21 protein-coding genes are annotated in these 26174 nt (G+C 45.8%); 6 read left to right on the top strand and 15 right to left on the bottom strand.

Features of this window, described 5'->3' with window-relative positions; genetic code table 11:
• Positions 1-179: 179 nt before the first annotated feature.
• From LZ23_RS21025 to gcvH, 11 genes are all read right to left on the bottom strand, one after another.
• Entirely contained in the window at positions 180-473 is a 294-nt protein-coding gene (locus LZ23_RS21025; RefSeq protein ID WP_157493405.1) for a hypothetical protein, read from the bottom strand.
• Between the two features lie 27 nt (positions 474-500).
• On the bottom strand, positions 501-1874 hold the full coding sequence (mnmE, locus tag LZ23_RS21030; RefSeq protein ID WP_045217417.1) for a tRNA uridine-5-carboxymethylaminomethyl(34) synthesis GTPase MnmE: 1374 nt from the start codon (positions 1872-1874) through the stop codon (positions 501-503).
• A 764-nt stretch (positions 1875-2638) separates the two neighbouring features.
• The gene (locus LZ23_RS21040; protein ID WP_045217421.1) at positions 2639-3646 is read right to left on the bottom strand and encodes a Jag family protein; all 1008 of its coding nucleotides are present in this window, start codon (positions 3644-3646) and stop codon (positions 2639-2641) included.
• Positions 3647-4265: 619 nt separating this feature from the next.
• Positions 4266-6005: a membrane protein insertase YidC gene (gene yidC, locus LZ23_RS21045; protein ID WP_045217422.1), complete on the bottom strand. Its 1740-nt coding sequence runs from the start codon at positions 6003-6005 to the stop codon at positions 4266-4268.
• Positions 6005-6346 carry a membrane protein insertion efficiency factor YidD gene (gene yidD / locus LZ23_RS23750; RefSeq protein ID WP_084591176.1) on the bottom strand — a complete coding sequence of 114 codons (342 nt, stop codon included), beginning with the start codon at positions 6344-6346 and terminating at the stop codon, positions 6005-6007. Before yidD ends, yidC begins: the two co-directional genes overlap by 1 nt.
• 85 nt (positions 6347-6431) lie before the next feature.
• Positions 6432-6827, bottom strand: a complete 396-nt coding sequence (gene rnpA, locus LZ23_RS25625; RefSeq protein ID WP_084591177.1) for a ribonuclease P protein component — start codon at positions 6825-6827, stop codon at positions 6432-6434.
• A complete protein-coding gene (rpmH, locus tag LZ23_RS23760) occupies positions 6815-6949 on the bottom strand; it encodes a 50S ribosomal protein L34 (RefSeq protein WP_084591178.1) in 135 nt (44 codons plus the stop codon). The genes rnpA and rpmH overlap by 13 nt, the downstream gene beginning before the upstream one ends.
• 601 nt (positions 6950-7550) lie before the next feature.
• A complete protein-coding gene (locus LZ23_RS21055) occupies positions 7551-8906 on the bottom strand; it encodes a dihydrolipoyl dehydrogenase family protein (RefSeq protein WP_045217427.1) in 1356 nt (451 codons plus the stop codon).
• A 57-nt stretch (positions 8907-8963) separates the two neighbouring features.
• Positions 8964-10403, bottom strand: a complete 1440-nt coding sequence (gene gcvPB / locus LZ23_RS21060) for an aminomethyl-transferring glycine dehydrogenase subunit GcvPB (RefSeq protein WP_045217428.1) — start codon at positions 10401-10403, stop codon at positions 8964-8966.
• A gap of 7 nt (positions 10404-10410) precedes the next feature.
• A complete protein-coding gene (gene gcvPA, locus LZ23_RS21065) occupies positions 10411-11748 on the bottom strand; it encodes an aminomethyl-transferring glycine dehydrogenase subunit GcvPA (protein WP_045217430.1) in 1338 nt (445 codons plus the stop codon).
• Between the two features lie 4 nt (positions 11749-11752).
• A complete protein-coding gene (gene gcvH, locus LZ23_RS21070) occupies positions 11753-12127 on the bottom strand; it encodes a glycine cleavage system protein GcvH (protein WP_198146069.1) in 375 nt (124 codons plus the stop codon).
• Between the two features lie 832 nt (positions 12128-12959).
• On the opposite strand from gcvH, the gene LZ23_RS21075 reads away from it, so the two are divergent.
• The 6 genes from LZ23_RS21075 to LZ23_RS21100 all read left to right on the top strand — a co-directional run bounded on the left by LZ23_RS21075 (position 12960) and on the right by LZ23_RS21100 (position 21068).
• Positions 12960-14915, top strand: coding sequence for an ABC-F family ATP-binding cassette domain-containing protein (locus LZ23_RS21075; RefSeq protein ID WP_084591179.1), 1956 nt, complete (start codon positions 12960-12962; stop codon positions 14913-14915).
• Positions 14916-14935: 20 nt separating this feature from the next.
• Positions 14936-16630 (top strand): type IV-A pilus assembly ATPase PilB, encoded by a 1695-nt coding sequence (gene pilB / locus LZ23_RS21080; protein WP_045217433.1) that lies wholly within the window; start codon positions 14936-14938, stop codon positions 16628-16630.
• Positions 16631-16668: 38 nt separating this feature from the next.
• Positions 16669-17874, top strand: a complete 1206-nt coding sequence (locus tag LZ23_RS21085) for a type II secretion system F family protein (protein ID WP_045217435.1) — start codon at positions 16669-16671, stop codon at positions 17872-17874.
• A 143-nt stretch (positions 17875-18017) separates the two neighbouring features.
• The gene (gene metF, locus LZ23_RS21090) at positions 18018-18893 is read left to right on the top strand and encodes a methylenetetrahydrofolate reductase [NAD(P)H] (RefSeq protein WP_045217437.1); all 876 of its coding nucleotides are present in this window, start codon (positions 18018-18020) and stop codon (positions 18891-18893) included.
• 196 nt (positions 18894-19089) lie between these two features.
• A complete protein-coding gene (locus LZ23_RS21095; RefSeq protein WP_045217439.1) occupies positions 19090-20115 on the top strand; it encodes an aspartate-semialdehyde dehydrogenase in 1026 nt (341 codons plus the stop codon).
• Between the two features lie 11 nt (positions 20116-20126).
• Complete coding sequence (locus LZ23_RS21100; protein WP_157493407.1) at positions 20127-21068, top strand: aminotransferase class IV; 942 nt, start codon at positions 20127-20129, stop codon at positions 21066-21068.
• 153 nt (positions 21069-21221) lie between these two features.
• Here LZ23_RS21100 and LZ23_RS21105 read toward each other — a convergent pair whose 3' ends face one another.
• From LZ23_RS21105 to hysB, 4 genes are all read right to left on the bottom strand, one after another.
• The gene (locus LZ23_RS21105; RefSeq protein ID WP_045217441.1) at positions 21222-22307 is read right to left on the bottom strand and encodes a glycosyltransferase family 4 protein; all 1086 of its coding nucleotides are present in this window, start codon (positions 22305-22307) and stop codon (positions 21222-21224) included.
• Between the two features lie 245 nt (positions 22308-22552).
• Positions 22553-23017: a NiFeSe hydrogenase maturation protease gene (gene hysD, locus LZ23_RS21110; RefSeq protein ID WP_045217443.1), complete on the bottom strand. Its 465-nt coding sequence runs from the start codon at positions 23015-23017 to the stop codon at positions 22553-22555.
• Positions 23018-23109: 92 nt separating this feature from the next.
• Positions 23110-24624: a NiFeSe hydrogenase large subunit HysA gene (hysA, locus tag LZ23_RS21115; protein ID WP_084591180.1), complete on the bottom strand. Its 1515-nt coding sequence runs from the start codon at positions 24622-24624 to the stop codon at positions 23110-23112.
• Positions 24625-24655: 31 nt separating this feature from the next.
• Positions 24656-25570, bottom strand: a complete 915-nt coding sequence (gene hysB, locus LZ23_RS21120) for a NiFeSe hydrogenase small subunit (RefSeq protein ID WP_045217446.1) — start codon at positions 25568-25570, stop codon at positions 24656-24658.
• Between the last annotated feature and the right edge of the window lie 604 nt (positions 25571-26174).

Raw genomic sequence — 26174 nt, forward strand, 5'->3', positions numbered from 1 at the left:
AAAACCTGTCACCCACAAGTGAGCCTAAGCGACCGAAGCAATCTGTAAGGTAAAACCATAATGCTCTGAATTTATTACATATACATTTGTAGTTACTTGTAAGACCAATAAGGCCCAAAATTTGAATTCTTCAGCCTTCTGTTTGAAAAGTCCAGAAAACTCTAAATTATTACAAAAAATTAATTATCACGCAAATAGTTGCTGTTTGAATTTTGGGCATTGGTTGATGGTTTGGCAAGAGTCAGAGTAAACTCATGCTGCCCCGGACTACACAAAGGGCAGCCACTGGAAAGAAGCAGCCATTCAGTGCCAAGATCACTTATACCCGCGTTTTCCAGAAGGTAAGTAGTAGTGCCGTGCTCCCATAGCAGAGGTCTGCCGCATTTGTAACACTCCACGTACAATAATTCAGGATCAAACTTGTCCTTGGACATACTCTGTATTCGATGTGCATCAATGGTAATTTTTTTCATATTTAATCAAACTTTTTATTATATTACTTATTTTCCGATACAAAAATTATCAAAAATTGAATTAAGCACCTCATCCGGGGTAATGCGCCCTGTTATTTCATCCAATGCAGAACATGCATAATCCAGTCTCACAGACAAAAGGTCAAAAGGAAGTTGAGCCTCAGTGTCCTGCACAAGAAGATCAAGTTCATGAACCGCTTTGTTCAGACAGACCATTTGTCTCAAATTAGGTACAAGCTTTCCTTCAGGAGCAATCATCTGCCCCTTGAGGGCCATTTTCCTGATGGACTGAATAAGTTCATCCAGGCCATGTCCTGTTTTGGCAGATACTTTAACAACTACAGGATATGACTCCAGGTGATCACTCAGATAGTTTTGCGTGTTCTGAACAAGATCCCATTTGTTCAAGGCAATGATGATCTTTTTTTTGTCCATTCTTTTAAGAAATTCCAAGCCTTGCTGACAAATCTGGGTTACAGAATCAACAATAAACATGACAATTCCTGCTGAATCGGCTATTTCCCTGCCTTTTTCAAGGCCTTTGAGCTCGACCATGTCATCTGTATCACGAAACCCTGCAGTATCTACCAGCTTAACAGGCAATCCCTGGACATTAATCATTTCCTCAATGTAATCTCTGGTGGTGCCGGGCACATCAGTAACTATGGCCCTTTCCCTGCCAAGAACAGCGTTCATCAGGCTGGACTTACCAGCATTAACGCAGCCAGCCAGCGCAACAGTCACTCCCTCGGACCAGATCCTGTTCTGTTCATAATCCTTCATCAGGATATTGATCTCATCAATGCACTTCCTGACCCTGTCGATTAAACTGCCTGGAGAAATACACTCAAGCTCTTCTTCTGGAAAGTCAACTGTCAGACATAATTCTTTTCTAAGTTCTTCCAGCGTCTGTCTGAGATTCGCAATTTTACGGCCAAGCCCCCCCTGAAGCTTCTGCCCTGCAAAGTAAACCCCGGTCCTTGTAGGAGCGTTGATCAATTCCAGAACTGCTTCTGCCTCTGTAAGATCCATTTTGCCATTGAGAAAAGCCCGCTTGGTAAACTCTCCAGGTTCTGCCTGCCGGGCACCTGCATAGACTGCTGCTTCCAGCACTGCCTCCAGGATGGCTGGGTTGCCATGGCAGTTTATCTCGATTACATCCTCCCCGGTGTATGATCCTGGGCCAGGCATATAACACATGAGTACTTCATCCAAAACGTGACCTGCACTGTCTTTGATCCAGGCATGGGTCAGATGATAGGGTTTGAAGCTGGTGCGACCTTTCCAGTGCAGCTTAGCGGCAATGGTCAGGCTCATGCTGCCGCTGATCCTGACTATACCCACGGAACCTGTGCCTATGGGAGTTGCGATAGCAGTTATGGTATCATGATTATCTATCATATTAGCGACTTGCTCTTGAAAGCCTGTCATGAGAAAGATTGTTTAGCTGGTAGCTGGTAGCTGGTAGCTGGATTTTCCTGTTAGCTTCTAAGTAACTGGAATCGTATTGCCAATAAAATCAGATGGTTATAATTTTCATATTTTTACGATTTTTGCTTATGATTGATGCACATTTGCCAGAAAAGTTCCGTCAAAGATGGGAACTTTGAGCCTGGCACAGGGACTGTCCCTCGCTGTGTAAATTTTATCATTTAAGCAAATTTTTCCAGGAACCAATGCAGCATCAATCTTTTTTATAGTACCTCGCAGGGACTGTCCCAATTTCCAGAAAAGTGACAGGCTCTTAAAGTTACTCACAGGTTCTGTCCTGGTCCGCCCAGGTGAGGAGCTTACAAGCAACTAAAACCATATTGGAAATAAAATCAAATGCTTACATATTTCAGTATATTTACTCTTGTTCCCAGGCTCCAGCCACTTTTTGAAGAAGCGGCTGGAGCCGCAAGAACTAAACGTCCCCAGGCTGGAGCCTGGGAACGAGGGGTGTAAGTTACTCGCATGTTCGGTCCCGGGCCACCCTGGTGAGGGGCTAACAACTAATCACAGATAAATCGATCAAAAACACATCAAGCACATGGAATAATCAACCAATATCCAAAACCTTCCACCTTCAGCCTTCAGCCTTGAAACCTTCATCCTTGAAATCTCCAGCAATAAACCAGCAACAAAAAAAGGGCAGGAGAAAATGAATCTCCTGCCCTGAAATCTTACTCTTGTGGTGGTTTTCGCCGTTTGTTTCGGGGCATGATAAGCACTCTTTTCATGGGGCCGTCACCTTTACTTTTAGTGCGGATTTTCTTGTCACTTTGCAGAGCCATATGCACTATTCTGCGATGATATGAGCTAAGTGGCCTGGTGCTCATGGTTTTGCCGATTTTTTTGGCTTTCTGGGCCAGCAGATGTGCGTTTTTCTGCAGCTTTTCAGTCTGTTTTTCCAGAAAATCTTCTGTATCAAGCTGCACCCTGGCCGCACCCGGCCAGTTTTTGGCTATGATCCTGTTGGCAATATACTGTATTGCGCTTAAAGTCTGTCCATCGCGTCCAATGAACAGTTCAGATGTATTTTCGTCCTTTATGATAACACTGATGGGCTTCACAGAGTCATCAATTGTAATTTCAGCCTCCGGAGATAAAGGACCAATAAGATTGTTCATAAGCCCCTGTATATAGTCCCTCAATGCAGGATCGCCTGCCTGTTTTTCCGTACTCTCTTCCCGAGGCTCCTGGTTAAGAACAGCCTTTTCTGACTGGGGTTCTGCTGCAGGCTTATGATGATTCTGTTTAGTGCTTTCCTTTACTTCTGTTGGAGCAGAAACTTCAGGCTCTGCTTTTACCTGTTCAGATCCAGCCTTTTGAACCGGGTGTTTCTTATTATCTTTATTGGCTGCTTTTGGTTTTTTTGCAAATTCTTTTGGGGGCCGTTCCTTGATTGTTTTTTCAGATTTTTTATTTTTTGCCTCGGCTGGCTGATCCTTAGTTTCATCCTTACGCAATTGGGAGGCCTTCAGCTTGGAATCTGTCTCGGCTGGTAATGATCCTCCTCTCTTTCTTGCCATGATCCGGGCCTTTTTTACACCAACAAGCCCGAAAATACCGGAAGAACCTCCACTGACAATTTCAATTTCCAGCTTGTCCCGATCAATACCATAATGTTTGCAGGCTATGGCAATAGCATCATCAACATCCTTGCCTGAAAATTCAACATAGTCTTCCATTGTTACTCCTTAAAAATAATTGATGAGCAACTATTCACAACGGATTCTGGATTCACTGATTGAAGTTAAAAGCAATGGCTGGATGGTCAAAACCAGCTTAATAGTACATTTCCAGCTTAGTATCCGGATAACCTGCAATGCTGACCCCATGCTGATGCAGAGATAAGCGTTTTTTGATTCCCATATATCCGTGCTAAAACCCAGTTCCTATAAAGCAAGGAATACTTTTCTGACCACTGTCTAATGGATCTTTTGAAGTCGATATTCTTAAGCCGCTCAACCTCTTTTGGCATGAATTAATCTAATACCAGCAGTAAAGGATCAGGCAGTTGGTGAATCCATATTATCTGAAGTGAATAGCTGCAAGATAATGGCCTGTTTTCCCAGTCCTGTCTCTGTGGTCGCGCGGTCAGGCCCGACTCGGGCAATGCGTGCAAAGCGCTTCCTCAATCAGGTCAAATGCCACTCCGGCATTTGCGTCAGTCTGGAAAACAGGTTGAATTTGTCTGAACAGCTATAATTTCAAAGAACATTTTTGGGGGCAACACTCATTATTATATAATGAAAGTCCCCTTGGTTGAAAAGAAGTAAGCCCTTTCAGAGCCATACATTCACAATACTACTTTCTTTTTCTTTTCTTGCCCTGTTTTGCAGAACCTGATGGTTTGGTAGGTTTACTTTTCTCCACTTCCTTTACCTCTTTCACTTCTTCCGGCTCATCTTTACCATCAGCCTTAACCAGTGGCTTGTTGCCGGCACTTCTGAGCACCCACCATTGCTGACCGATGGACAATACGTTGTTGGCTAACCAGTAAAGAACAAGCCCTGAGGGAAATGTGATGAATATGAAAATAAACACCAGAGGCAGAAACAGCATAATCTTGGCCTGCAGAGGATCGCCCGGAGGCGGTGCCATTTTCTGCTGCAAAAACATTGTGGCACCCATTACCAGCGGGGTAATGTAAAAGGGATCCCTGGCCGACAGGTCAGCCAGCCAGACAATATCCGTAAAGGGCAGATATTCGATAAATGTGGCATGCCTGAGCTCCACTGCACCCATCAGGCCCTGGTACAGGGCAATGAACACGGGTATCTGAACCAGAATAGGCAGACAGCCCCCGGCCGGGTTGACCTTGTAAGTCTTGTAAAGGCGCATCATCTCTTCATTCATTTTTTGCCGGTCATCTTTGTATTTCTCACGAATCTTGGCCATCATGGGCTGAAGCTTTTTCAGCTGATTCATGGACTTGTAGCTTTTCTGCGCCAGGGGCCAGAAAATGATCTTAATGACCAGAGTCAAAAGCAGGATAGCTACGCCATAGTTGCCGGTGTGACTGTGAAAGAAATTCAATGAGATGATCAGAGGCTTGGCGATTACATTAAACCAGCCATAATATATAGCCCTGTGCAGCTCTGCTGGAGCATCAATTAAATAGTCCCTGTCTTTAGGACCTATATAGTAGGTATTAGCCATGGATCTGACCATACCCGGTTCAATATAAAGAGTTTCTGAAACAGCGATACGGTATATTTCATTTTCCAGTTCAGCGCGCAGAACAGTTTCGCGGTCATTGTGGGGAACAAAAGCCAGCAGAAAGTAATGGTTGCCTATAGCGCTCCACTTCAAGCCATTCTGGTGAACAAATCCCTCCCGCAGCTGTTTGTCCTTTTCATGGCTTAGACCACTTTGATCAAAGTAGGCCACACGAGTAGGGTTGTATCTGTCACCGCTGAATGCCGGGGTGGCCAGAATATTACTGATTTCACCAGCAACCTGTGCTTCAGTGGAGTTAACAATCTCCAGTTCTTCCTGGATTTCATAGGAATCACCACGAAAAGTGTATGTTCTGATAATGTTTACGCCGCCAATACGACCTGTAAAGGTCAGGGACTTTTCGTCAGAATCACCCAGGAAAAGATCTTCTCCATCAAAGGTCCACTCGCCTTCAATCCATGTAGGAACCCGATTCCAGGAAACACCCATTGGCCCTCTCATGAGAGATCTCGGAGTGATAAGGTCTATATAGGGAGCATCCGGTTCAATGGACTGCCTGAACTGTCTGAGTACAAAATGTTCCAGTACTCCGCCTGAGCTATTGAAAGTAGCTTCAAAAAGAGGGGTCTGCACAGTAATCTGTTTGCCCTCAATAGCCTCAAACTCAGGGAACTCCGGTGGTACAAAGTCTTGAGGTGCAGCGCTGTCAGGACGATACTCATCTGCTGTTGACGGCATTTCCTGCACTTGTTCCTGAGATTCAGGGGCCCTTTGTTGTGGCGGGGCTGGTGGAAAAAGGACATTCCAGATTACTAAGACTACAAGAGAAAGAACTACCGCAATAAGGACTCTATGAATTTCCATTATGCTTTCTGGCTCCTACGAAATGATTTAGATGGGCACAGGCAATTTTCAGCATTCACCGTGGGACTTATCACTTGTCCAGCCCGGGTACCCTTAGACATTGACCAGGGAAAAAAGTTCAGGGAAAAGTGTTGCGGAACTGGATCAACCCCCGGCCTGCACAGGGGATTGCAGCGAAGAAGTCGGTACACTGTCAATAAAGTACCCTTGGCAGCACCGTGCATATGAAAAGCTTCCACAGCGTAATGTGAACAGGAAGGATAAAAACGACAGGCCCCTGGAATAAGCGGGGACAAGACTTTTTGATATAGCTTGATGAAGATGATAATAATATATCGCATAAAAACCTGGTATCAGTTCAGCCATGTCAGAGAAAGCCGGGAACTGACGCCGCTGCATATATTTAATTTATGATTTGTAAGCGTCTCATCCTGATAAGTCCGTTACCAGAACGTCAGGGCTGCCTGGTTGAATAAAGCCTGTTTTCTCTAACAAACCCAAAATATCTCTATTGACAATGTGCTGATTAAGTCTGTCTAATCCTGGCTTTTTTTTGCAGACTACAACTATATCAGCTCCTGCAATTACTTCATGCTGGTGCAACCTGAAACATTCTTTTACGAGACGCTTTATCCTGTTGCGCAGAACTGCCGGTCCGATTTTTTTGGGTACAGCTATGCCTGAGCGAAAGTGCCCAAGGTTATTATTCTGGATAAAAACAATAAAATTATCCGTTAAATAACGACGGCCCCTTGAGTAACATTCCAGATAAAGGGGCCGCTTAGTTATGCGTAAATGCCTGCCATATGTTAGACGGACAATCTTTTTCTACCCTTGGCCCTTCTGCGATTAATGACTGCACGACCACTCTTGGTCCGCATGCGAACGCGAAATCCGTGGGAGCGTTTGCGTTTAACCCTGCTGGGTTGATATGTTCTTTTCATGGCGATTTCTCCTTCTTCTAAGTAACTAAAACCAAATTAGTAATAAATTCAGAGCATTATTAATTTACCATACAGATTGCTTTGGTCGCTTAGGCACCCTCGTGGGTGACAGGTTTTCAGCAACAACAACCCTGACACCTCAGGTGTCATTGCGAGCGAGTCTTCGAGCGCGGCAATCTCTAACGCGCTAAGGCTATTACACCTCTTTTTTGTGGCTCCAGCCACTTTTTGAAGACTATCCCAACTTCCAGAAAAGTGACTGTTCTTCAATGTGGAGGCGGCTTCCAGCTGCCTGGAATTAAATAGCCTGCAGGATGCAGGCTCCACTTTAAAGGCGGCAAAAGAGCCAGTCCCCTTCCAGCTTAATAATGTGTCGCTGCTGTGTTATAACAGTGTTTGATACTCAAGTGGGGCCAGGGGTGCCTTTGTCCTGCTTTCTTAAAAATGAGGCTAAAATGCTACAAAGCAAAAAATACCGAAAAACTTGCCGCTGCTGTACTTAAAATGTGCAGTGCAAAAAAGTAAACAAGAAAAATAACCTGAGATAAACTGATAGTCAAGGCGCAATTAAGTGCGTGAATCGGTTCGAAGCGCTTACAGGTTATTGACTGTGCTCCACCAGTGGTGCCAGCAAAGCTTCCTGCAAAGCTTCATCAATAGTTGGGTGAGCAAAAATATATTTTTTAACTTCCTCTCTCGTCCATTGCTGATCAGTTATGACTTGAGCCAAGGTCACCAGGCCGGAAAGTCCATGACCAGTTCCGGTAATACCCACTACCCTGTCCCTGGACCAGAAAACTTTTATAAATCCCTGAATACGCCCATGACTCTGAGCAATAGGATTGGCCGCCAGTTGTGCGGCTGAAACACTGAAGCTGCCATCTTTGAGCATTAAATCTCTCTGCGTCAGACCTGTTCTGATGACTTCCATGCCACCGTAGAGGCAGGTGGGCACAGAATTGACAATGTAAGGATCATTAATCTTTCCAAGTATACGTTTCACAACGTACTCAGCCTGATGAGTTGCTGCATGGGCATACATGGACCGCCCGTTGACATCGCCTACAGCATATATTTTTTCAGCAGCCTGAAGATACTTATCAGTTCTGATCCATCCGGGCCCGAACGTCTGGGCCCCACTTTCCTCAAGATTTATGCCCTCACTGTTGGGCAGCCTGCCCAGGGCCAGAAGACACTTTTCGGCTTCAACGCTTTCATTGCTGTCCAATTGAATCTTCAGTACTTTTCCCTGGCTCAGAATTTTCAAAACTTTGACCCCGGTCCTGACAATCCACTTTTCACGCTTAAAGTATTTGGACAACTCACTGGAAACCTGTTCATCCTCTAAGGGAGCAATCCGGTTCATAGCTTCAATCAGGGTAATTCTGGAACCGAACCGGCTGAAGATTTGAGCAAGTTCCAACCCAACAGCGCCAGCCCCTACTACAGCCAGAGTTTTTGGAGCCTCTCTCATTTCTAAGACATCCGTGGAGGTCATAATCTTATCATGATCCGGTTTCAGATCCTCAGGAAAACCAGAGCGGGAACCCGTAGCCAGAATCAAATGATCAAAGCCAAGATGTTCTTTGCCTGCCAGCAAACTTCCATTCTTTCCCAGACTGCCCTGACACTTGAATACATCAACACCCGATTTTTCAAGCCTGGCCTGCATTTGTTTACGTGTAGAGCTGATAATACTGGTTTTTCTGGCTTGCAGACGGTCTAAATCAACAACAGCCTCGCCCCTGGCCAGCCTTAATCTTTTCTGGCTTTCAAGCTCTATTATAGTATCTGTAGCTCCAAGCAGAAACTTTGTGGGTATGCACCCCCTGTTCAGGCAGGTGCCACCGAGTTCATGGCCTTCCACAAGGGCTGTTTTGAGTCCGTTTTCTGCAGCACAAAGAGCCCCGTGGTAACCGCCTGGACCTCCGCCCACAACAATCAGATCATAGTGCATTTTATTACCTTTATGCGTAACAGTTAAAACATTAGACTTCAGACCTTGGTCTTCAAATTATCCGCACAATTGCATGGACCTTGCCGCCAGCACCTCATCCAGCCGTTCCACCGGAGTGAACCTGGGAGCCTGTTTCACTGACTCAGGGTCAGACTCCACCCTGGACAATATATCGATCAGATCATCAACAAATTGATCCAGAGTTTCCAGGCTTTCAGTTTCTGTAGGCTCCACCATGAGACATTCCTGAACAATAAGTGGAAAATAAACTGTGGGCGCATAGTGACCTTTGTCCAGCAGGGCCTTGGCAATATCAACCGCACGCACTCCTTTTCTGGCCTGCTTTACAGCTGAGGCCACAAATTCATGCATGCAGATCCTGTTATGGGGAATATGCAAATGGCTTTCTAACCTTTTTCTGAGGTAATTTGCAGACAGAACAGCGTTTTCAGACACCCTGAGCAGACCCTCCCTGCCAAGGCGCAGGATATAGGCGTATGCCTTAAGCATAACCCCGAAATTGCCATAAAAAGGTGCGATATAGCCAATGGTGTCCGGGTAGTCATAGTTAAGAAAAAACTGACCATCTTCAAGACGCACCACTCTGGAAACCGGCAGGAATGGCTCCAGCTTTGAGTTTACCCCCACCGGGCCTGAACCAGGTCCTCCACTGCCGTGTGGCGCAGCAAAAGTCTTATGAAGGTTAAGATGGACCACGTCAAAACCTGCCTTGCCTGGAAGCATTTTCCCCAGGATGGCGTTTAAATTTGCACCATCATAATATAAAAGACCATCCACGGAATGAATCATCTCTACAATTTCACTTAAGTGTGTCTCAAAAAGGCCCAGAGTATTGGGGCAAGTCATCATAATGCCCGCAGTTCTGTCATTGACCACTTTGCTCAATGCTTCAGGGTCGATTATGCCGTCCCTGGATTTAATGGTCACCACATCAAAACCCGCAATGGCCGCTGAAGAAGGATTGGTCCCATGGGCTGAATCCGGGACAATAATCTGGGTTTTGTCATTCCCTTTTTTGCTGTGATATGCTGCCATGAGCATGGCCCCGGTCAATTCACCGTGAGCACCGGCCATGGGCTGCAGAGTATAAGCATCCATTCCGGTAATGGCGCACAATAGTTCCTCCAGCTCATAGATAACCTGCAGAGCGCCTTGGGTGTAGAGCCCTGCCCCACGCAACTGGGGCAGAAGGGGATGCAGCTCTGTAAAACCCTGCAAAGCCGCGACCTGCTCAGTAAACTTGGGGTTATACTTCATGGTACAGGAACCAAGTGGATAAAAATTGGCATCTACACCAAAATTTCTCCTGGAAAGCTTAGTGAAATGTCTGACCACATCCAGCTCGCTTAACCTGGGCAGATCAGGCTGCCCGGACCGGCAAAGCTCTGCAGGCAGCATCTGTTCCGGCTGTGATCCGCACTCACAGGTATGCGGACTGACCCGACCTTCAACTGTATGGGCAAAAATTGTCTTCATCTTTTACCTATCCTTCAATGATCCCTCTCATTAGTTCTGTGAGCATGCCGATATCCTGCTGACTGTTCTTTTCCGTGAAAGCCATAAGCAGGCAGTCTTCCATTCCCGGATAGTACCTGCCAAGAGGAAAACCGGGCACAAAGCCCTGGGGAATCATTCGACTCAAAAGGTCATATGCATTCATGGGAAGTTTAATAGCCAGCTCATTGCCATAAAAAGCCTGATTAAGCATTTCCACACCCTGTATGGAACAAAGCCTTGAAGCTGCATATCTGGCCAGCTCCATTCCTTTGGCAGCTATGCTGCGCATGCCGTCCGGACCTGTGAGGCAGACGTAGGCAAGTGCCTGGAGCGCGCAGAGGCTCTGGTTGGAGCAAATATTGGAAGTGGCTTTTTCCCTTCTTATATGCTGCTCTCTTGCCTGCAGGGTCAGGACATATCCTTCCCTGCCCTTTACATCTTGAGTGCGCCCTACAACTCTTCCGGGCATCTGCCTGATGAGCTTTCTGATACAGGTCATTATTCCGAGATACGGCCCGCCAAAGCTTAATGGCAGCCCAAGAGACTGACCTTCTGCCACGGCAATGTCCGCCTTCATCTCACCGGGTGTCTTGAGAACACTTTGCATTATGGGATAAACAGAAATGATGGAGACAACCCCATTGTCCCTTGCTGCTGAAAATAAATCAGAATAATCCAGTATGTAACCGAAAAAATTTGGATTCTGCACAACTAAGGCTGCGCATGAGTCATCCAGCGCACCCTGCAGGGTTTCCAGGTCTGGAAGACCATCTTTTTGTGCAACAACTATAAGCTCAAGATGCAAATTCTTTGTATAGCACTTGAGCATGCTCTGGTAAATGGGATTGATGTCTTCGGATATGATTATTTTCCTGCGCTTTGTCTGACGAACAGCCATCATCATGGCCTCATAGATTGCGGTTCCGCCGTCATAGACGGATGCATTGGCATAATCCATATCCATCAATCTGCACATGGTGCTTTGATATTCAAAGAGAGCCTGCAGACTGCCCTGAGAGGCTTCTGCCTGGTAAGGAGTATAGGCAGTATAAAACTCTGATCGGTTTACCAGGGCACTAACAGCTGCCGGAATGTAATGATCATAAAACCCGGCACCGAGAAAACTTTTTAAACCGGTACTGTTAAGGGAAGCAAGGTGTCTGAGATGTTCTACTGTCTGCATTTCGGATTTGCCCCGGGGAACATCAAATTCCGGAGAACGCAAGGGGCTGGGAATATCCTGAAACAGCTCATCCATGCTTCTTAGACCTATGGTCTCAAGCATAATTTGCTGTTGCTGCCTGGTATATGGGATATAAGGCATGAGCTTAACCGTCTGCTGTAAGTTCTGAATATTGTTTGGGGCTCAGAAGATGGTCAATATCCCCGGCCGGTTTGATCTTAACGATCCATCCCTTGCCAAAGGGGTCCTCGTTAATCATCTCCGGAGCATTTTCTAAACCATCATTGACCTCCACCACTTCACCTGACACTGGTGCATATATTTCACTGGCAGCCTTGACCGACTCAACAACACTCATCTCCTGCCCCTGTTCAAGCATTACTCCAATCTCAGGCAACTCCACAAAGGTAATGTCTCCAAGCTGCTGTTGAGCAAAGTCAGTTAAACCGGTGACAATTAAACCCTCTTCCTGCTTTACCCATTCATGCGAACTGGTATACAAAAGGTCTTCTGGTATCATAGGTTAAATCCTTCCTCTTATACGCTTAATTTAGTAACTTACCACTCCAATCCTGTAAAAAAAATTAGTCACTGACAAGACCAGCAAGGTCCAAAATCCAAGTTCTTCAGCTCTCTTCCCTCTTCCTTCAGCCTTCAGCCTTCAGCCTTCAGCCTTCAGCCTTATTTAAGGAACTGCACTGCTAAAAAAGTAAAGCTACCTTGATGTTTTAAAAAAAACAATTACAAAAATTCCCGTTGGATAATTTGTCCATGTCTTGCTTTTCATTCACTGCTGGACTAAAAGTATCTGTTGTTATCCTGGCGGACTGGAACTGAGGGAGATCAATTTTATGAAAAATGACATGTTTGCAGTACAGTAACATTTTGAAATATTTGCATTAAAATTGAAGTCATTTAGAAGCTCCTCACCCGGGCGGCCCGGGACTGAACCTGTGAGTAACTTGAACCCCTCGTTCCCAGGCTCCAGCCTGGGGACGTTTTGCTCTTGCGGCTCCAGCCGCTTCTTTGGAATGTGGTTTAAGCCACAAAAAAAGAGGTGTTCCCAGGCTCCAGCCTGGGAACAAGGAAAAGCCTGGATTCCGGCTTTCGCCGGAATGACGATAAAGAGTAATTGCTTGCTTTAACCGTCACCCCGGTCCCGGATCGAGTCCGGGATGACGGATCCGGGGTCCAGTTTTTTTGAAGTCACTTGTAAGCTCCTCACCCGTGGGGACCGGGACTGAACTTGTGAGGAACTGCCTTGATAAGTGAAGCCTGCAGGTAATTCCCTCGTTTTAAGGCTCCAGCCTGGGAACAAATGCCAGGCACCTGATTTTCTGGTTACATGAATTATGAAAATATCCATCAACAATATATCAAAAAGCTACAGCGGTGAAGAGCTGTTTAAGGACCTGACCTTTGAAGTCAATCCCGGTAACCGCTTGACTATAACCGGCCCCAATGGATGCGGCAAAAGTACTCTGTTAAAAATGATTGCCGGACTTATCCAGCCTGACTCCGGCAATATTTCCATACCCCAGGGTGCAAGAATCGGATATGTGGCTCAGGACATCCTTGAAACAGAGCTTGATTCCACACTTCTTGAGTATATCCTGAGCGTTCTCCCCGACTGGGGGGATTTCTGGAAAAAATGGCAAAATGCCATCTCTGACAATGATAACGAAGAACTGTCCAGACTGTCCAAAGTTCAGGCTGACATGGAAGAGCAGTATGGCTATAATCCTGAATACCAGGCTGAAAAAATTCTATCTGGACTTGGATTTGAGGAAAAATCCTTTACTGCACCCCTGCGGCTTTTATCAGGAGGATGGCGTGAAAGGGCCAAGCTATCCAAGGTACTCCTGCAGGGTGCTGACATTCTAATTCTGGATGAGCCTACGAATCATCTTGATCTTGAGGCTGTAGTCTGGCTCGAGGACTATCTCATCAACTTTTCCGGAATGCTTGTTCTGGTAGCCCATGACCGGGTTTTCATAGATAAAATTGCCAGCCATATACTGCATATGGGCTATGACAGGCCCTACTTTCGACCCGGGAACTACACCCAGTTCATCAAGTGGCATGAACAGCGCGAAATGCTCAAGGACAAAGAAAGACAGAAACTATCTCAGCAAATTAATCATCTGCACAGCTTTGTTGAACGTTTTCGCTACAAGGCAACAAAAGCCAGACAGGCACAGGCCAGGCTGGCACAGGCAGAAAAACTTTCTGCAAAGATGCGGGACTTCTCAGCTGAAAATAAAGGCCGCAGCCTCAGTTTTACCTGGCCCAAACCCAGAAAGGCCAGCAAGGTAGCCATCACCTGTGCTGATTTGCACTTCACTCACCCAGGCAAGCCCAATATTTTTCATGATTTGAACTTTCAACTTTTCCATGGCCAGAAAATTGCCCTTATGGGTCCCAATGGCTCTGGGAAGTCCACCCTGTTTAAACTTATTCTGGGGCATTTAAAACCGGAACAGGGGCAGATTCACTTGGGACGCAACACATTTCCTGCCTATTTTACCCAGCATCAGACTGATACCTTGTGCCTTGAGAACACTGTTCTCACTGAAATCAGACGCCTTGCTCTGGAAAATCCTACTGAAGAAGAAATACGTTCTGTGCTGGGTTTGTTCATGCTGGACGAGACCTTTTGGAACCGTAAGACCGCAAGCCTTAGTGGTGGAGAAAAATCAAGACTTATACTGGCTTCCCTGTTTCTGACCAAAGCCAACCTTCTTATGCTTGACGAACCAACCAACCATTTGGATATGGAGAGCAGAGAAGCCCTCATAGCGGCCTTAAAAGATTTTCCTGGAGCTGTTTTTATGATCGCCCATGACAGATTTCTGCTTTCCAGCGTCGCTGCAGAGGTCTGGTCATTAGACAGTTGCCATATTGTCCAGCATGGAGTAGGGTTTGATAGCTACTATGAAAGCCGTATCATGGACCCATCAGATGAAGATCTTCGGGATCAGCCGTCTGCAGCCTGTGAATATAAAAAAAGCGCTGAATCCGCTAAGGAAAAACGCAGACGCGAGGCAGAACATAGAAATAAGATTTATAATCAGCTCATGCCTCTGAAAAATGAATATACCCGGCAGGAGGCCCGTCTGGAAAAATATCTGGGCAGACAGGAAGAATTGGAAACAATTATGGCCTTGCCTGAAACTTATCAGCAGGCTGAAAAATTTAAGGCATTGAGCATAGAATACCAGAGCCTTATTGAAAAAATTGAATTCATAATGACAGACCTGGAAAAACTGGAAAAAAATATTTCAAATCTTGAATCACAAAAACTATGATAACTGATAACTAAAATCCCATGCTGGAAAACTCCATTACCCAGAAACTGGTCAAACGGGCCGGGCTTGATGAACAACAAATCAAGGTCATCCAGGCCGAACAGACCAGAATCAGAAAAGACTTTGCCAGAGCTGCGCTTTCTCTTGGCATAATCAGCCCCGAAGATTACCGGGACTTCAGCGCTGAACATCTCAACCTGCCGGTAGTGGACCCTTCAGCCCTGAATGTGCCTGAACAGGTACTAAACCTGGTGGATAAGGGTAAATGGACCAAGTACCAGACTGTTCCATTTCATGTGCATGACAAGCACCTTTTCCTGGCCTTTGTTGACCCCCGCAACATAACAGCATTGGACGATATTCGATTCATGACCGGTATGGAACCCGTGGTACACCTTGCAACCAGGTCTTCCATCAACAAGGCGCTTGAGAAAATATCCGACAGCTGCGGTGAAAATCTTGACGAACTTATGGCAGATATGGCTGCCTCTGAGATTGCTGTCTGTCAGGATTCAAATGATCGCGATGAAACCTCCACTCTCGAGGCTGCTTCTCAGGTACCTGTGGTCAAAATGGTCAACCTCATAATAATGGAAGCTATTAACAAGCGGGCCTCAGACATACATATTGAACCTTATGAAAAAGATTTCCGAGTTCGAATGCGTCTGGACGGCATGCTCAAGGAAGTCATGCGGCCGCCCATTGCCATGAAGAATGCCATCACTTCCAGGCTGAAAATCATGGCCCACCTCAACATAGCAGAAAAACGGCTTCCCCAGGACGGTCGCATTAAGGTACGCACCCCATCAGGCAGTGAAATGGAATTTCGTGTCTCCATTCTGCCCACTTTGTTTGGAGAAAAAGTGGTCATGCGACTTCTAGATAAGTCTGCCCTGCAGGTTGATATGGTCAGGCTCGGTCTTGAAGAGCAGTCTTTTCTCGCTTTTGAGGCTGCCATAAAGAAGCCTTATGGGATGGTGCTGGTTACCGGCCCCACAGGATCAGGGAAAACCACATCCCTGTACTCCGCCATTATGGAACTCAACCGGGAAGGCGTAAATATTTCCACAGCTGAAGATCCAGTGGAATTCAGCCTCAAGGGAGTTAATCAGGTCCAGGTTCATGAAGAGCTCGGCCTTACTTTTGCTGCAGCGCTGCGCTCATTTCTACGTCAGGATCCGGACATTATCCTTGTGGGAGAAATGCGCGATCTTGAAACAGCGGAGATCGGCATCAAGGCAGCTCTGACCGGACACTTAGTTCTTTCAACACTCCATACCAATGACGCAGCTTCCACGCTGACCAGACTGATCAATATGGGTGTTGAAGATTTTCTGGTAGCTTCATCAGTCAACGTCATCATGGCCCAGCGTCTGGTGCGCAGACTTTGTCCTGCCTGCAAGACACCTGACGATACCGACCAGGACAAACTTCTGGAAATGGGCTTTACCAGAGAAGAAATTGGCCAGTCCAGCATATACACCAATGGTGGATGCCATGAATGCAGCCAGACTGGATACAAAGGCAGAACCGGGCTGTACGAAGTGCTCACAGTGACTCCGGCCATCCAGGATCTGATTCTGGGTGGAGCAAGAGAAGCAACTTTAAAGAAAAAAGCGCTGGAAGAAGGAATGATCACCATGCGTCGAAGCGGGCTGATGAAGGCCGCCCAGGGTATAACCAACATTCAGGAAGTGCTGAGAACCACAACCTGACCCATACTTAAGCCATATTCAAGGCTACACAGTAAACCATGCCAATATTTATCTACAAAGCCAAAAGCAGAACAGGCAGAAAGATCAAGGGCGATCTGGATGCTCCCAGCCTGGACATGGCTGAAAATGCCCTGAAGCGCAAGGGATTGTCGGACATAAAAGTCAAACCCAAACCCAAGGATATACTTGAGGGAACTTTTCTTGAAGGCGGAGTCACTTCCAGGGATATGGTCGTCTTCAGCAGACAGTTTGCCACTATGATCAATTCGGGCGTACCTATTCTGCAATCTCTGCAGGTAATGTGTGAGCAGACAGAAAATAACAAACTGCGGCGCAAGCTCTACGAAATCAAAAATGATATTGAGGGAGGTAACTCTCTTTATGATGCCATGAGCAAACACCGTGACGTTTTTGATGATTTGTACACAAACATGGTGGACGCTGGAGAGACTGGTGGTGTACTTGATGTTGTTCTCGACCGTCTGGCCAAGTATATTGAAAAGGCAGCCAAACTCAAAGCCAAGGTAAAAAGTGCCCTTATTTATCCGGGCGTAATTATTACCGTTGCCGTGGCGGTCATTGCCATTATCCTCATCTTTGTCATTCCGACCTTTGAGCAGATGTTTGCAGATTTTGGCGGTGCCCTGCCCGCTCCCACCCAGATTGTAATCAACCTGAGCCGATTTACCACTGAAAATTTTATGTATATCATCGCCAGCCTGATTTTGTTTTTTATCGCCTTTAAGTTATTCTATCGCTGGGAAAAAGGAAAAATTCTGGTGGACAACTGGGTTCTTTTTTTGCCAGTTTTTGGGCCCTTGCTGCGCAAAGTGGCAGTGGCCAGATTCAGCCGCACCCTGAGTACCATGATATCTTCAGGCGTTCCCATCCTGAGCGCTCTGGATATTGTATCGCGCACATCAGGCAATAAAACTGTGGAAATTGCAGTTCAGGAAGCTAAAAAGAGCATTGCTGAAGGCCAGACCCTGGCCGAACCACTCGGCGAGACTGCCATTTTTCCACCCATGGTCATACATATGATTTCCATTGGTGAAACCACAGGTGCCTTAGATACAATGCTTGGGAAAATTGCCGATTTTTATGATGACGAAGTGGATGTTGCTGTAGATACTTTGACCTCTTTGCTGGAACCTATTATGATCGTTTTTTTGGGAGTGGTTGTGGGTGGACTGGTCATCAGCATGTATCTGCCCATTTTCCAGATTGCGGATGTTGTAGCTTAGCGGAAGGGGGAAGGCTGAAGAAATTTAACCTTGGACCTGAGACTTTAGACTTTGGACTGTAGACCTTGGACCTTGGACCTTGGTCTTCAGACTTTAGACTTTAACAAGCCTAATCATCACCAACTCAAATCAGGAGTTCTGAATTGAAAATTCATCAATTGATTGCCCAAAACAAACCTTTTTTTTCTTTAGAGTTTTTTCCTCCAAGAGAAAAATCTGCCTGGCCTGGTTTTTTTGAACAGGTAGCAGAACTCAAGCAGGTTGATCCTCTATTTGTTTCAGTCACCTATGGTGCTGGAGGAAGCACTCAGGACTATACTCTGGAGATAGTTACCAGGCTCAAACAGGACTATGGTCTTGAACCTATGGCGCACCTGACTTGTGTCAGCGCTTCTAAGCAAAGAATATCCGACTTTCTGGACCGGCTCAATCAGGCCGGTGTGCAGAATGTTCTTGCCCTGCGCGGTGACCCGCCACAAGGCCAGACTAAATATGTACCTGACAACGAAGACTTTCATTTTGCTTATGACCTCGTGAAATACATCAAAAAACGATATCCAGGCATGGGAGTTGGAGTTGCAGCCTATCCGGAGGGCCATGTGGAAGCGCCTGATTTGGAAACAGATATTTATTTTCTCAGGTTGAAGTTAGATACAGGCAGCCAGTTTGCCATTACCCAGCTCTTTTTTGATAATGATCTGTATTTCAAGTTTGTTGAAATGGCTAAGGTTAGAGGCATTGAAAAGCCCATTATTCCAGGAATTCTACCTGTTACAAGCCTTGGGGTCATTAAAAAAAGCATAAACTTAAGCGGAGCTACACTGCCTGAAGGATTCATGGAGTCTCTGGAACAGGCCCATGAAGAAGGCGGTCCAGCCCAGGTCAGGAAGGTTGGCACTGAGCATGCCATAGCCCAGATTCGTGAACTGCTGGATCGTGGAGCCCCGGGAATTCATCTTTACACCCTTAATAAGGCTGACACCTGTTTAGAGATTGTCAAAAGCCTGACTCAGTCATAACGTATTGCCTTACCCTGATGCGGGCTTAGCCCACCAACCAGTTATCTGTTAATTGTTAATTGTTATCAGGGTAAGGCACAGAATTCAGGCTCTTGTTCTTCAACAATTAACTATTAACTGATAACTATTAACTGATAACATTTCCTTGTTTTTTATGACAGGGTTTCAAGAGTAAATAACTAAAGGAGTTTTAATAATGACCAGACAACCAGTTGTTGCCGTAGTCGGTGCTACAGGTGCAGTAGGCCGTGAAATGCTTAAAACTTTAGCTCATCGCAATTTTCCTGCACAAAAAATTATCCCTTTGGCTTCTTCACGTTCAGCCGGGTCTAAAGTACCTTTCAATGACCAGGAACTTCTTGTTCAGGAACTGACAGAACAGTCTTTTGATGGCATTGATCTGGCCATCTTCTCTGCCGGTGGTGCCACATCTGAAAAATTTGCACCCATAGCAGTCAGATCCGGCTGTGTTGTGGTAGACAACTCCAACGCCTGGCGTATGGATGACAATGTTCCTCTAATAGTTCCTGAAGTTAATCCTGACGCTTTGAACAACCATCAGGGCATCATCGCCAATCCCAACTGTTCCACCATTCAGATGGTGGTTGTCCTTAAGCCTCTGCACGATGCAGGCAAAATCGTCAGGGTCATAGTTTCTACATATCAGGCTGTGTCCGGATCCGGGCAAAAAGCCATAGAAGAGCTGGAATCTCAGGTCAGGGCCTTGTTTGGCATGCAGGAAGTTGAGTCAAAGGTTTATCCACATCAGATAGCCTTTAATTGTCTCCCCCACATCGACATGTTTCTGGAAAATGACTATACAAAAGAAGAAATGAAAATGGTCAATGAGACCAAAAAAATCATGGGTGACGATAATGTTAAGGTCACTGCCACCACAGTACGCGTACCAGTATTTTATGGTCACAGTGAATCCCTGAATATAGAAACTGAAAAGAAGATCACCCCCCAGGAAGCCAGAGCCATTCTCACCCAGGCCCCGGGCATAAAAGTTCTGGATAATCCATCTGAAAAGATTTATCCCATGCCCCTGTTCGCAGCAGGAGAGGATGAAACCTTTGTAGGCAGAATCCGAGAAGATGAAACCATTGCCAATGGCCTGAACATGTGGGTGGTGGCTGATAACATCCGCAAGGGAGCAGCCTTGAATGCTGTGCAGATTTCTGAACTGCTTTTGCAGAAAAACTTATTGCGGGTCCCATAAAGGAGCACCAAGTGACTGCTATTGCCTCAACCCAGGAATACATGGAAAAGCTTATCAGCCTGCCAAGGCCCGGAGAGCAGAATATCTTCGCCTTTTATGATCATCGGCTGGGCTTGATCTGCCGAGATCCCAGACTTATGCTTATACCTTTAGATGATCATCTTATTCACCGCGGAGACGGCATATTTGAAACTGTTAAATTTATTACCAGAAAGATTTATCAGTTGGATGCCCATATGGAAAGAATGAAGAAGAACTGCCGCGCCATTTTCATTGATCCTCCAGTGCCGTTTACCAGAATAAAGGAACTTGTGGTGGAACTTGCCGCAGCAGCAGACAATGATGATGGGTATTTGAGTTTATTTATTGGTCGTGGACCTGGGGGATTTTCCATTGACTACAGAGAATGCCCTCAGGCCAGCCTTTATCTTGTGGCCCGAAAATACAACCACCTCCCCCCCAGCTTCTGGGAAAAGGGCGTTACCGCCTGCAAATCTGACAAACCGGCCAAGCAAAGTTACATGGCCCGGATGAAATCAGTTAATTATCTGCCTAATGTACTGATGAAAAAAGAAGCCATAGACAAAGGCTATGACTTTGCCCTTTGTTTTGATGAAAACGGATTTCTTGCTGAAGGCAGTATAGAAAATGCAGTCATTGTTAATCAGGCGGGTAAATTAATTGTGCCCGATCTGAGCAACGCCCTGACCGGCACTACCCTAATGCGAGCTCTTGACCTCATTAAAAACGAGGTTTCTTTTATTTTTCGGGGTATACAGGAAGATGAAATATACGAGGCCAGGGAGGTGATCCTGCTTGGAACCACCTTAGATGCTGTCAGTGTGGTCAGATATAATGGCAAACCCATCCATGATGTCCGTCCAGGACCAGTGAGCAGAAGGATCAGAGAGCTGCTGCTGGAAGATATTCAAAAGACAGGGTTGAAATTTTAACGCAAAGGGCGTAAAGAATAAAGAAGTTTTCTCATTGGCCGGGGAACCTACTTGTCCTGCCCGGTTGAATTGCTCCAAGAGCAATCCCCAAGTTTACCCCGGTTAAACTTTCTTTGATTTTTTTATGACATAATTTCAGGAGTGAGTTACTATTCAACTACCCTTATGACAGTCATGATCAATGGGCATTCGCAGAACTTTTTCATAAATCTTCAGATAATCATTGATCATACTGTCCAGCCCATGCTCGAGCAATACATACTCATGTGCTCGGGCAACCATCTCCTGCACCTTTTGTGAAGATTCCAACAAAAATTTCATGTTCTCCGCCAGCTTTTCCGGGTTTTCAGCAGAACTGACCAACCCTCTTGTTGTAACCAGAAACCTTAATCCCCCGGCATCTGTAGCAGCAACTGGCACCTTATACCTGAAGGCATCCAGAACACTGCTTCCGAGGCCTTCTTCCCGAGAGCTCATGACAAATCCATCCATAATTGGATAAAATCTTTCCACCTCCTCATCAAAACCCATAAGCAGGTAAATGTCATCCAATCCTCTCCGGTTGATTTCTTCTTTGACCTCAGCCTCGAGTTCACCCTGACCAAAGTGTAGAAAAACAAATTTTTTGTCAGAGATGCCTGAAAGCTTATCCACAGCTTTGACCATGGTCAGCGGATCTTTATGAGGAACAAGAGCCGCAATGGTACCAAAAATTTTGCAATCAGGAAGCTTGGCCCTGACGGACAATGCTTTGGCAGAAGGTTCAAGAGATTCGCGTGATGTATCAATACAGCTGGGAATAACTGCAATGTCTTCCAGAGGCATTACATTGGAGAGAATATTTTTAATGGCCGGTGATATGGCCACCACTTGATCGGTAAACCTGTACTTTAGTTTGGACAGGATATTGGAGGGCCTGAAATCAACTCTTCTTGTATAAACCACAGGGCATCTGTGCAGAGGCTTGGCCATAATTGCTAGGCTCTGTCCCTTGCCCGTCTGCGCATGCAGCAGATCATAATTACCTCCGTATTTCAATAGGTACCTGAAAGCATGCTTTTGGTCATTTACTGAGATAACAGGCAGTGAATGCTTTAGACAGATTTGCTCCAGGGGCCGGCCTTTAAGGCAAAGAAGCTTGACATGCAAACCTGCTTTCATCAACCCTTTCATGAGAAAAAAGGTCTGCCTCTCCCCTCCTCTCCATGTTTTTTCAGTATTAATCTGCAAAATATCCATATATTTTTCTACAACTGTATCTGTTCAATTTATAAAAAGAAAGACAGCTCCCAGTCTGGAGTCTGGGAACAAGAAAAAACCTGGATTCCGGCTTTCGCCGGAATGACGACAAAGAGTAATTGTTTGCTTTAACCGTCACCCCGGACTTGATCCGGGGTCCAGTTTTTTTTGAAGTTACTTGTAAGCGATTTCTGCCAGAAACTAATGCAGTGTCAAACTGAAAGACCCAGCATCCGCGTCATTTGTCAAAATGTACTTAAAATTTTATGTATTTCACGCCTGGTCAGCTCCACAAAGTCAGGGAATACTTTTTCAAGCGTCGGCGTCATCCCCATCTCCCAGGCAATTTCCTGAGGTTCAATCCCCATAACTGTCAAAGTGGGTTTGCTGCCCAAAAGCTCAGCCATTCTCAATGAATCAAGCAGATCAATATCATGCAGGGAAACCTGTTGCTTTTTGTTGTGAACAAGATCCTTTTCCTCCAGCCTGTACATCGATCCAGGCTCCTTGCCTCCCCGCACTGCATCCAGAACCAGAAGGTGGTCATACTTTTCAAAAAGATAAAACAGATCCTGGGTAAAGGTTCCACCATCGGCAAAAAAAACATTTTCAGGCCATTCTTCCTTTTGCAGCGTCTGCATGCAATACACCCCGACCCCTTCATCCCGGAGCAGAATATTTCCTATGCCCATCACCAGTAATGTTTTCATGAAAACTCCACAATACAAATAGATTGCCAAAAAACAAAAGGCCGGATTTACCGGCCTTTTGAAGTACAGTCAACTATTGCTGAATTATCTGATTATTCAACAGAAATTACATGTTCCTCACCAGTTTCAGCGTGCAGCACGTGCACAGCACAACCCAGTCACGGATCAAAGGCGCGAACTATGCGCCCTACATTAACTGGACTGCTTGGGTCAGGAACCGGAATTCCGATAAGGGCCTCTTCCATGGGTCCTCTAATGCCTTTATCATCTCTGGGGCTTGCGTTCCAGATTGTGGCAGCAATAACCTGATAATTTTCAATGTAATGATCATCAACTTTAATATAGTGCAGCAAGGAGCCACGAGGTGCTTCAGTAAGTCCCATGCCTTCACCCTCGGCAGGAACCTCTGAGGGAACATATGTTTCTTCACCAGGCTTTACCTCACCCAGCCATTGCTCAACTGCCTTAGCCACCATGAGCGCTTCTTCTGCTCTGGCAATATGTCTTCCAAGGATTGAAAAGGCCTTGTCACCAAAGTCGCGCATCTTGTTAAATCCTGCTGCCTGCGCTGCCGGGCTCAGTTCTGGATTGGTGATCCACATTCTGGCCAGTGGTCCTGCTTCGTGAGGCAGATCATTGTATCTTGGAGCTTTGATGAAACTGTAGGCTCCTTCCTTGTAAGGATCAGGAACAGTTTTACCTTCACTGGGATGCAGGCCGGTAGTATCATCATCAAACCATGAATACTTGACATACTCCAGAATCTGATCTGTATCTAATGGATAATCCTGTCCGTTGGTGTATACCCCGGGTTTGTGCAGAAATGTATTTTCAGCATCATCCAGTGGGAACACTCCAAAGGAGATCATGTTCTTGCAGCCCTTACCTGTTTCCAGAAGATCGGGGTATACCCCGCCAAGAGCGTAAACCAGAGGCAGATATTCATTTTCAATGAATTCAGATACTTTCTTAAACCTCCACAAAAAGCCCACAATTTTATCCACAGTGGGTATCTCTGTGGTGCCGCCTGCAACCAGGCCCTGAACATGCGGCATTCTGCCTCCGAACATGGCCACCATTTCATGGCAGATGCGCCTGATCTCAAGCGCTTTAAGATACTGATCCACTCCCACCTGGTTAGTGGCAGCATCGACTCTGATATCATTATTTTCATACCTGGGAACAAATGGCGCTACATCAGGACCATTAACGTAATCCAGAGCTGCCAGATGATAAAAATGCAGAATATGAGACTGCAGATAGTTGGCTCCAAAAATCAGGTTACGCATGATACGGCCATTTGTATTGACCTTAACATTAAAAGCATCGTCCAGAGCTCTCACAGCTGCTGTGGCATGAGCTGTCGGGCACACACCGCATATCCTCTGCACCAGCTGTGTTGCGTCTCTCGGATCACGATCAATTAAAATGTTTTCAAAACCTCTGAACATGGGTCCGGTACAGTGTGCGTCAACAACTACTCCGTCCTTGACTTCCACTTCAACCTTAAGATGCCCTTCAATTCTGGTCAGAGGATCAACCGAAACTTTTATTTTCCTGGCCCCTGAATCCATGGAAGGGGCTTGATCTGGCTTTTTTCCTGCCATTGTATTACCTCCTTAAAAGGTGTTAGGGCGATTAGACTGCCTCATAAAATGGTGACATCATATCCGGGAAACCGGGCTCTACACAACCGATGCATACTGCATTTTCCACGCACCAGTTAACGCCATTATTCCAGCGTCTTTTCCAGCAGTCGGCATTGACGTGGGGTGCTTTGCAGCCGATTTCATAACGGCAGGCTTTCTTTTCAGTAAAGGTCTTGCTCATGACGCCCTGATCGTAATAACTTCTGTAAGGACAGTTATCATGAATATTGGAGCCAAAAAAGAGCTTGGGCCTTAGATGATTGTCAAGTTCAGGAATACCATAAAGCAGCACATGGGCCACGGTTCCCACCATCCAGTCTGGATGGGGTGGACAGCCCGGTACATTGATTACCGGCTTGTTAATGTTGTTTTCCTGATAAATCTGAGTCACTGGAACAGCATCAGTTAAATTACCCCAGGCAGCTGGAATACCGCCGTAGGCAGAACATGTACCAAGAGACAGAGTAGCAGCGCATTTACTGCCCAAAGTCTTGGTCATCTCCAGCATGGTAATATGCTCACCATCCCGTTCACCTACGTAACAGTACTTTCCATCAGCAGCTTTAGGAACTGAGCCTTCAATGGCCAGGAAAAATTTCCCCTCATACTTGTCAGCCACCTCGAAAAGGTGATCCATTGCCAGTACACCTTTTGCTGCCATGACAGTGGGGTGATACTCCAAGCTGATAATGTTCAAGAGAACATTCTTAATACTGGGGTGGACAGCATTAAGAAGTGAGACGGAACATCCGGTACAGCCCTGTCCCTGGACCCAAATCACAGGTGCTTTTTTGGCCTCATTTTCCATGGCCATCAAAAGACCCGGATGGATCATCTGGGAGATTCCCAGGCCAGCCACGGTCCCGCCGCAGATTTTAACAAAATCGCGTCTGGTTAAGCTCATAACCCTCCCTCCTTGGTTAGAAATGCCAGCGGTTACGTTTTAGTAACCGTTTGTTAAAAAAATAACTTAATCTTGATGGATTAGTTAATGTTCAATTAATCATATTTGAAACACTATGGCAACAAAAATTTCAATGAATAAGTTATATTATATTGTATAATGATACGCATACGTTTTTGTTTTTTTGATGCATACCTTGTAAGCTCCCCACTCAGTCGGATTGGGAGCGAACCTTTGAGTAACTTGTACCCCTCGTTCCCAGGCTCCAGCCTGGGGACGTTTAGTTCTTGCGGCTCCAGCCGCTTACAAGTAACTACAATCGTTTTGCCAATAAAATCAGATGGTTATAATTTTCATGTTTTGACGATTTTTGCTTTGATTAATGCACATTTGCCTGAAAAATTCCGTCAAAGATGGGAACTTTGCGCCTGGCACAGGGACTGTCCCTCGCTGTGTAAATTTTATCATTAAAGCAAATTTCTTCCAGGAACCAATGCAGCATCAATCTGTTTTATAGTACCTCGCGGGGACTGTCCCAATTTCCAAATATGGGACTGTTCTTCAAGGTGGAGGCGGCTTCCAGCCGCCTGGAATTAAATAGCCT

Source organism: Desulfonatronovibrio magnus, assembly GCF_000934755.1.
In the GTDB taxonomy this organism is placed as follows: Bacteria; Desulfobacterota; Desulfovibrionia; order Desulfovibrionales; family Desulfonatronovibrionaceae; genus Desulfonatronovibrio; species Desulfonatronovibrio magnus.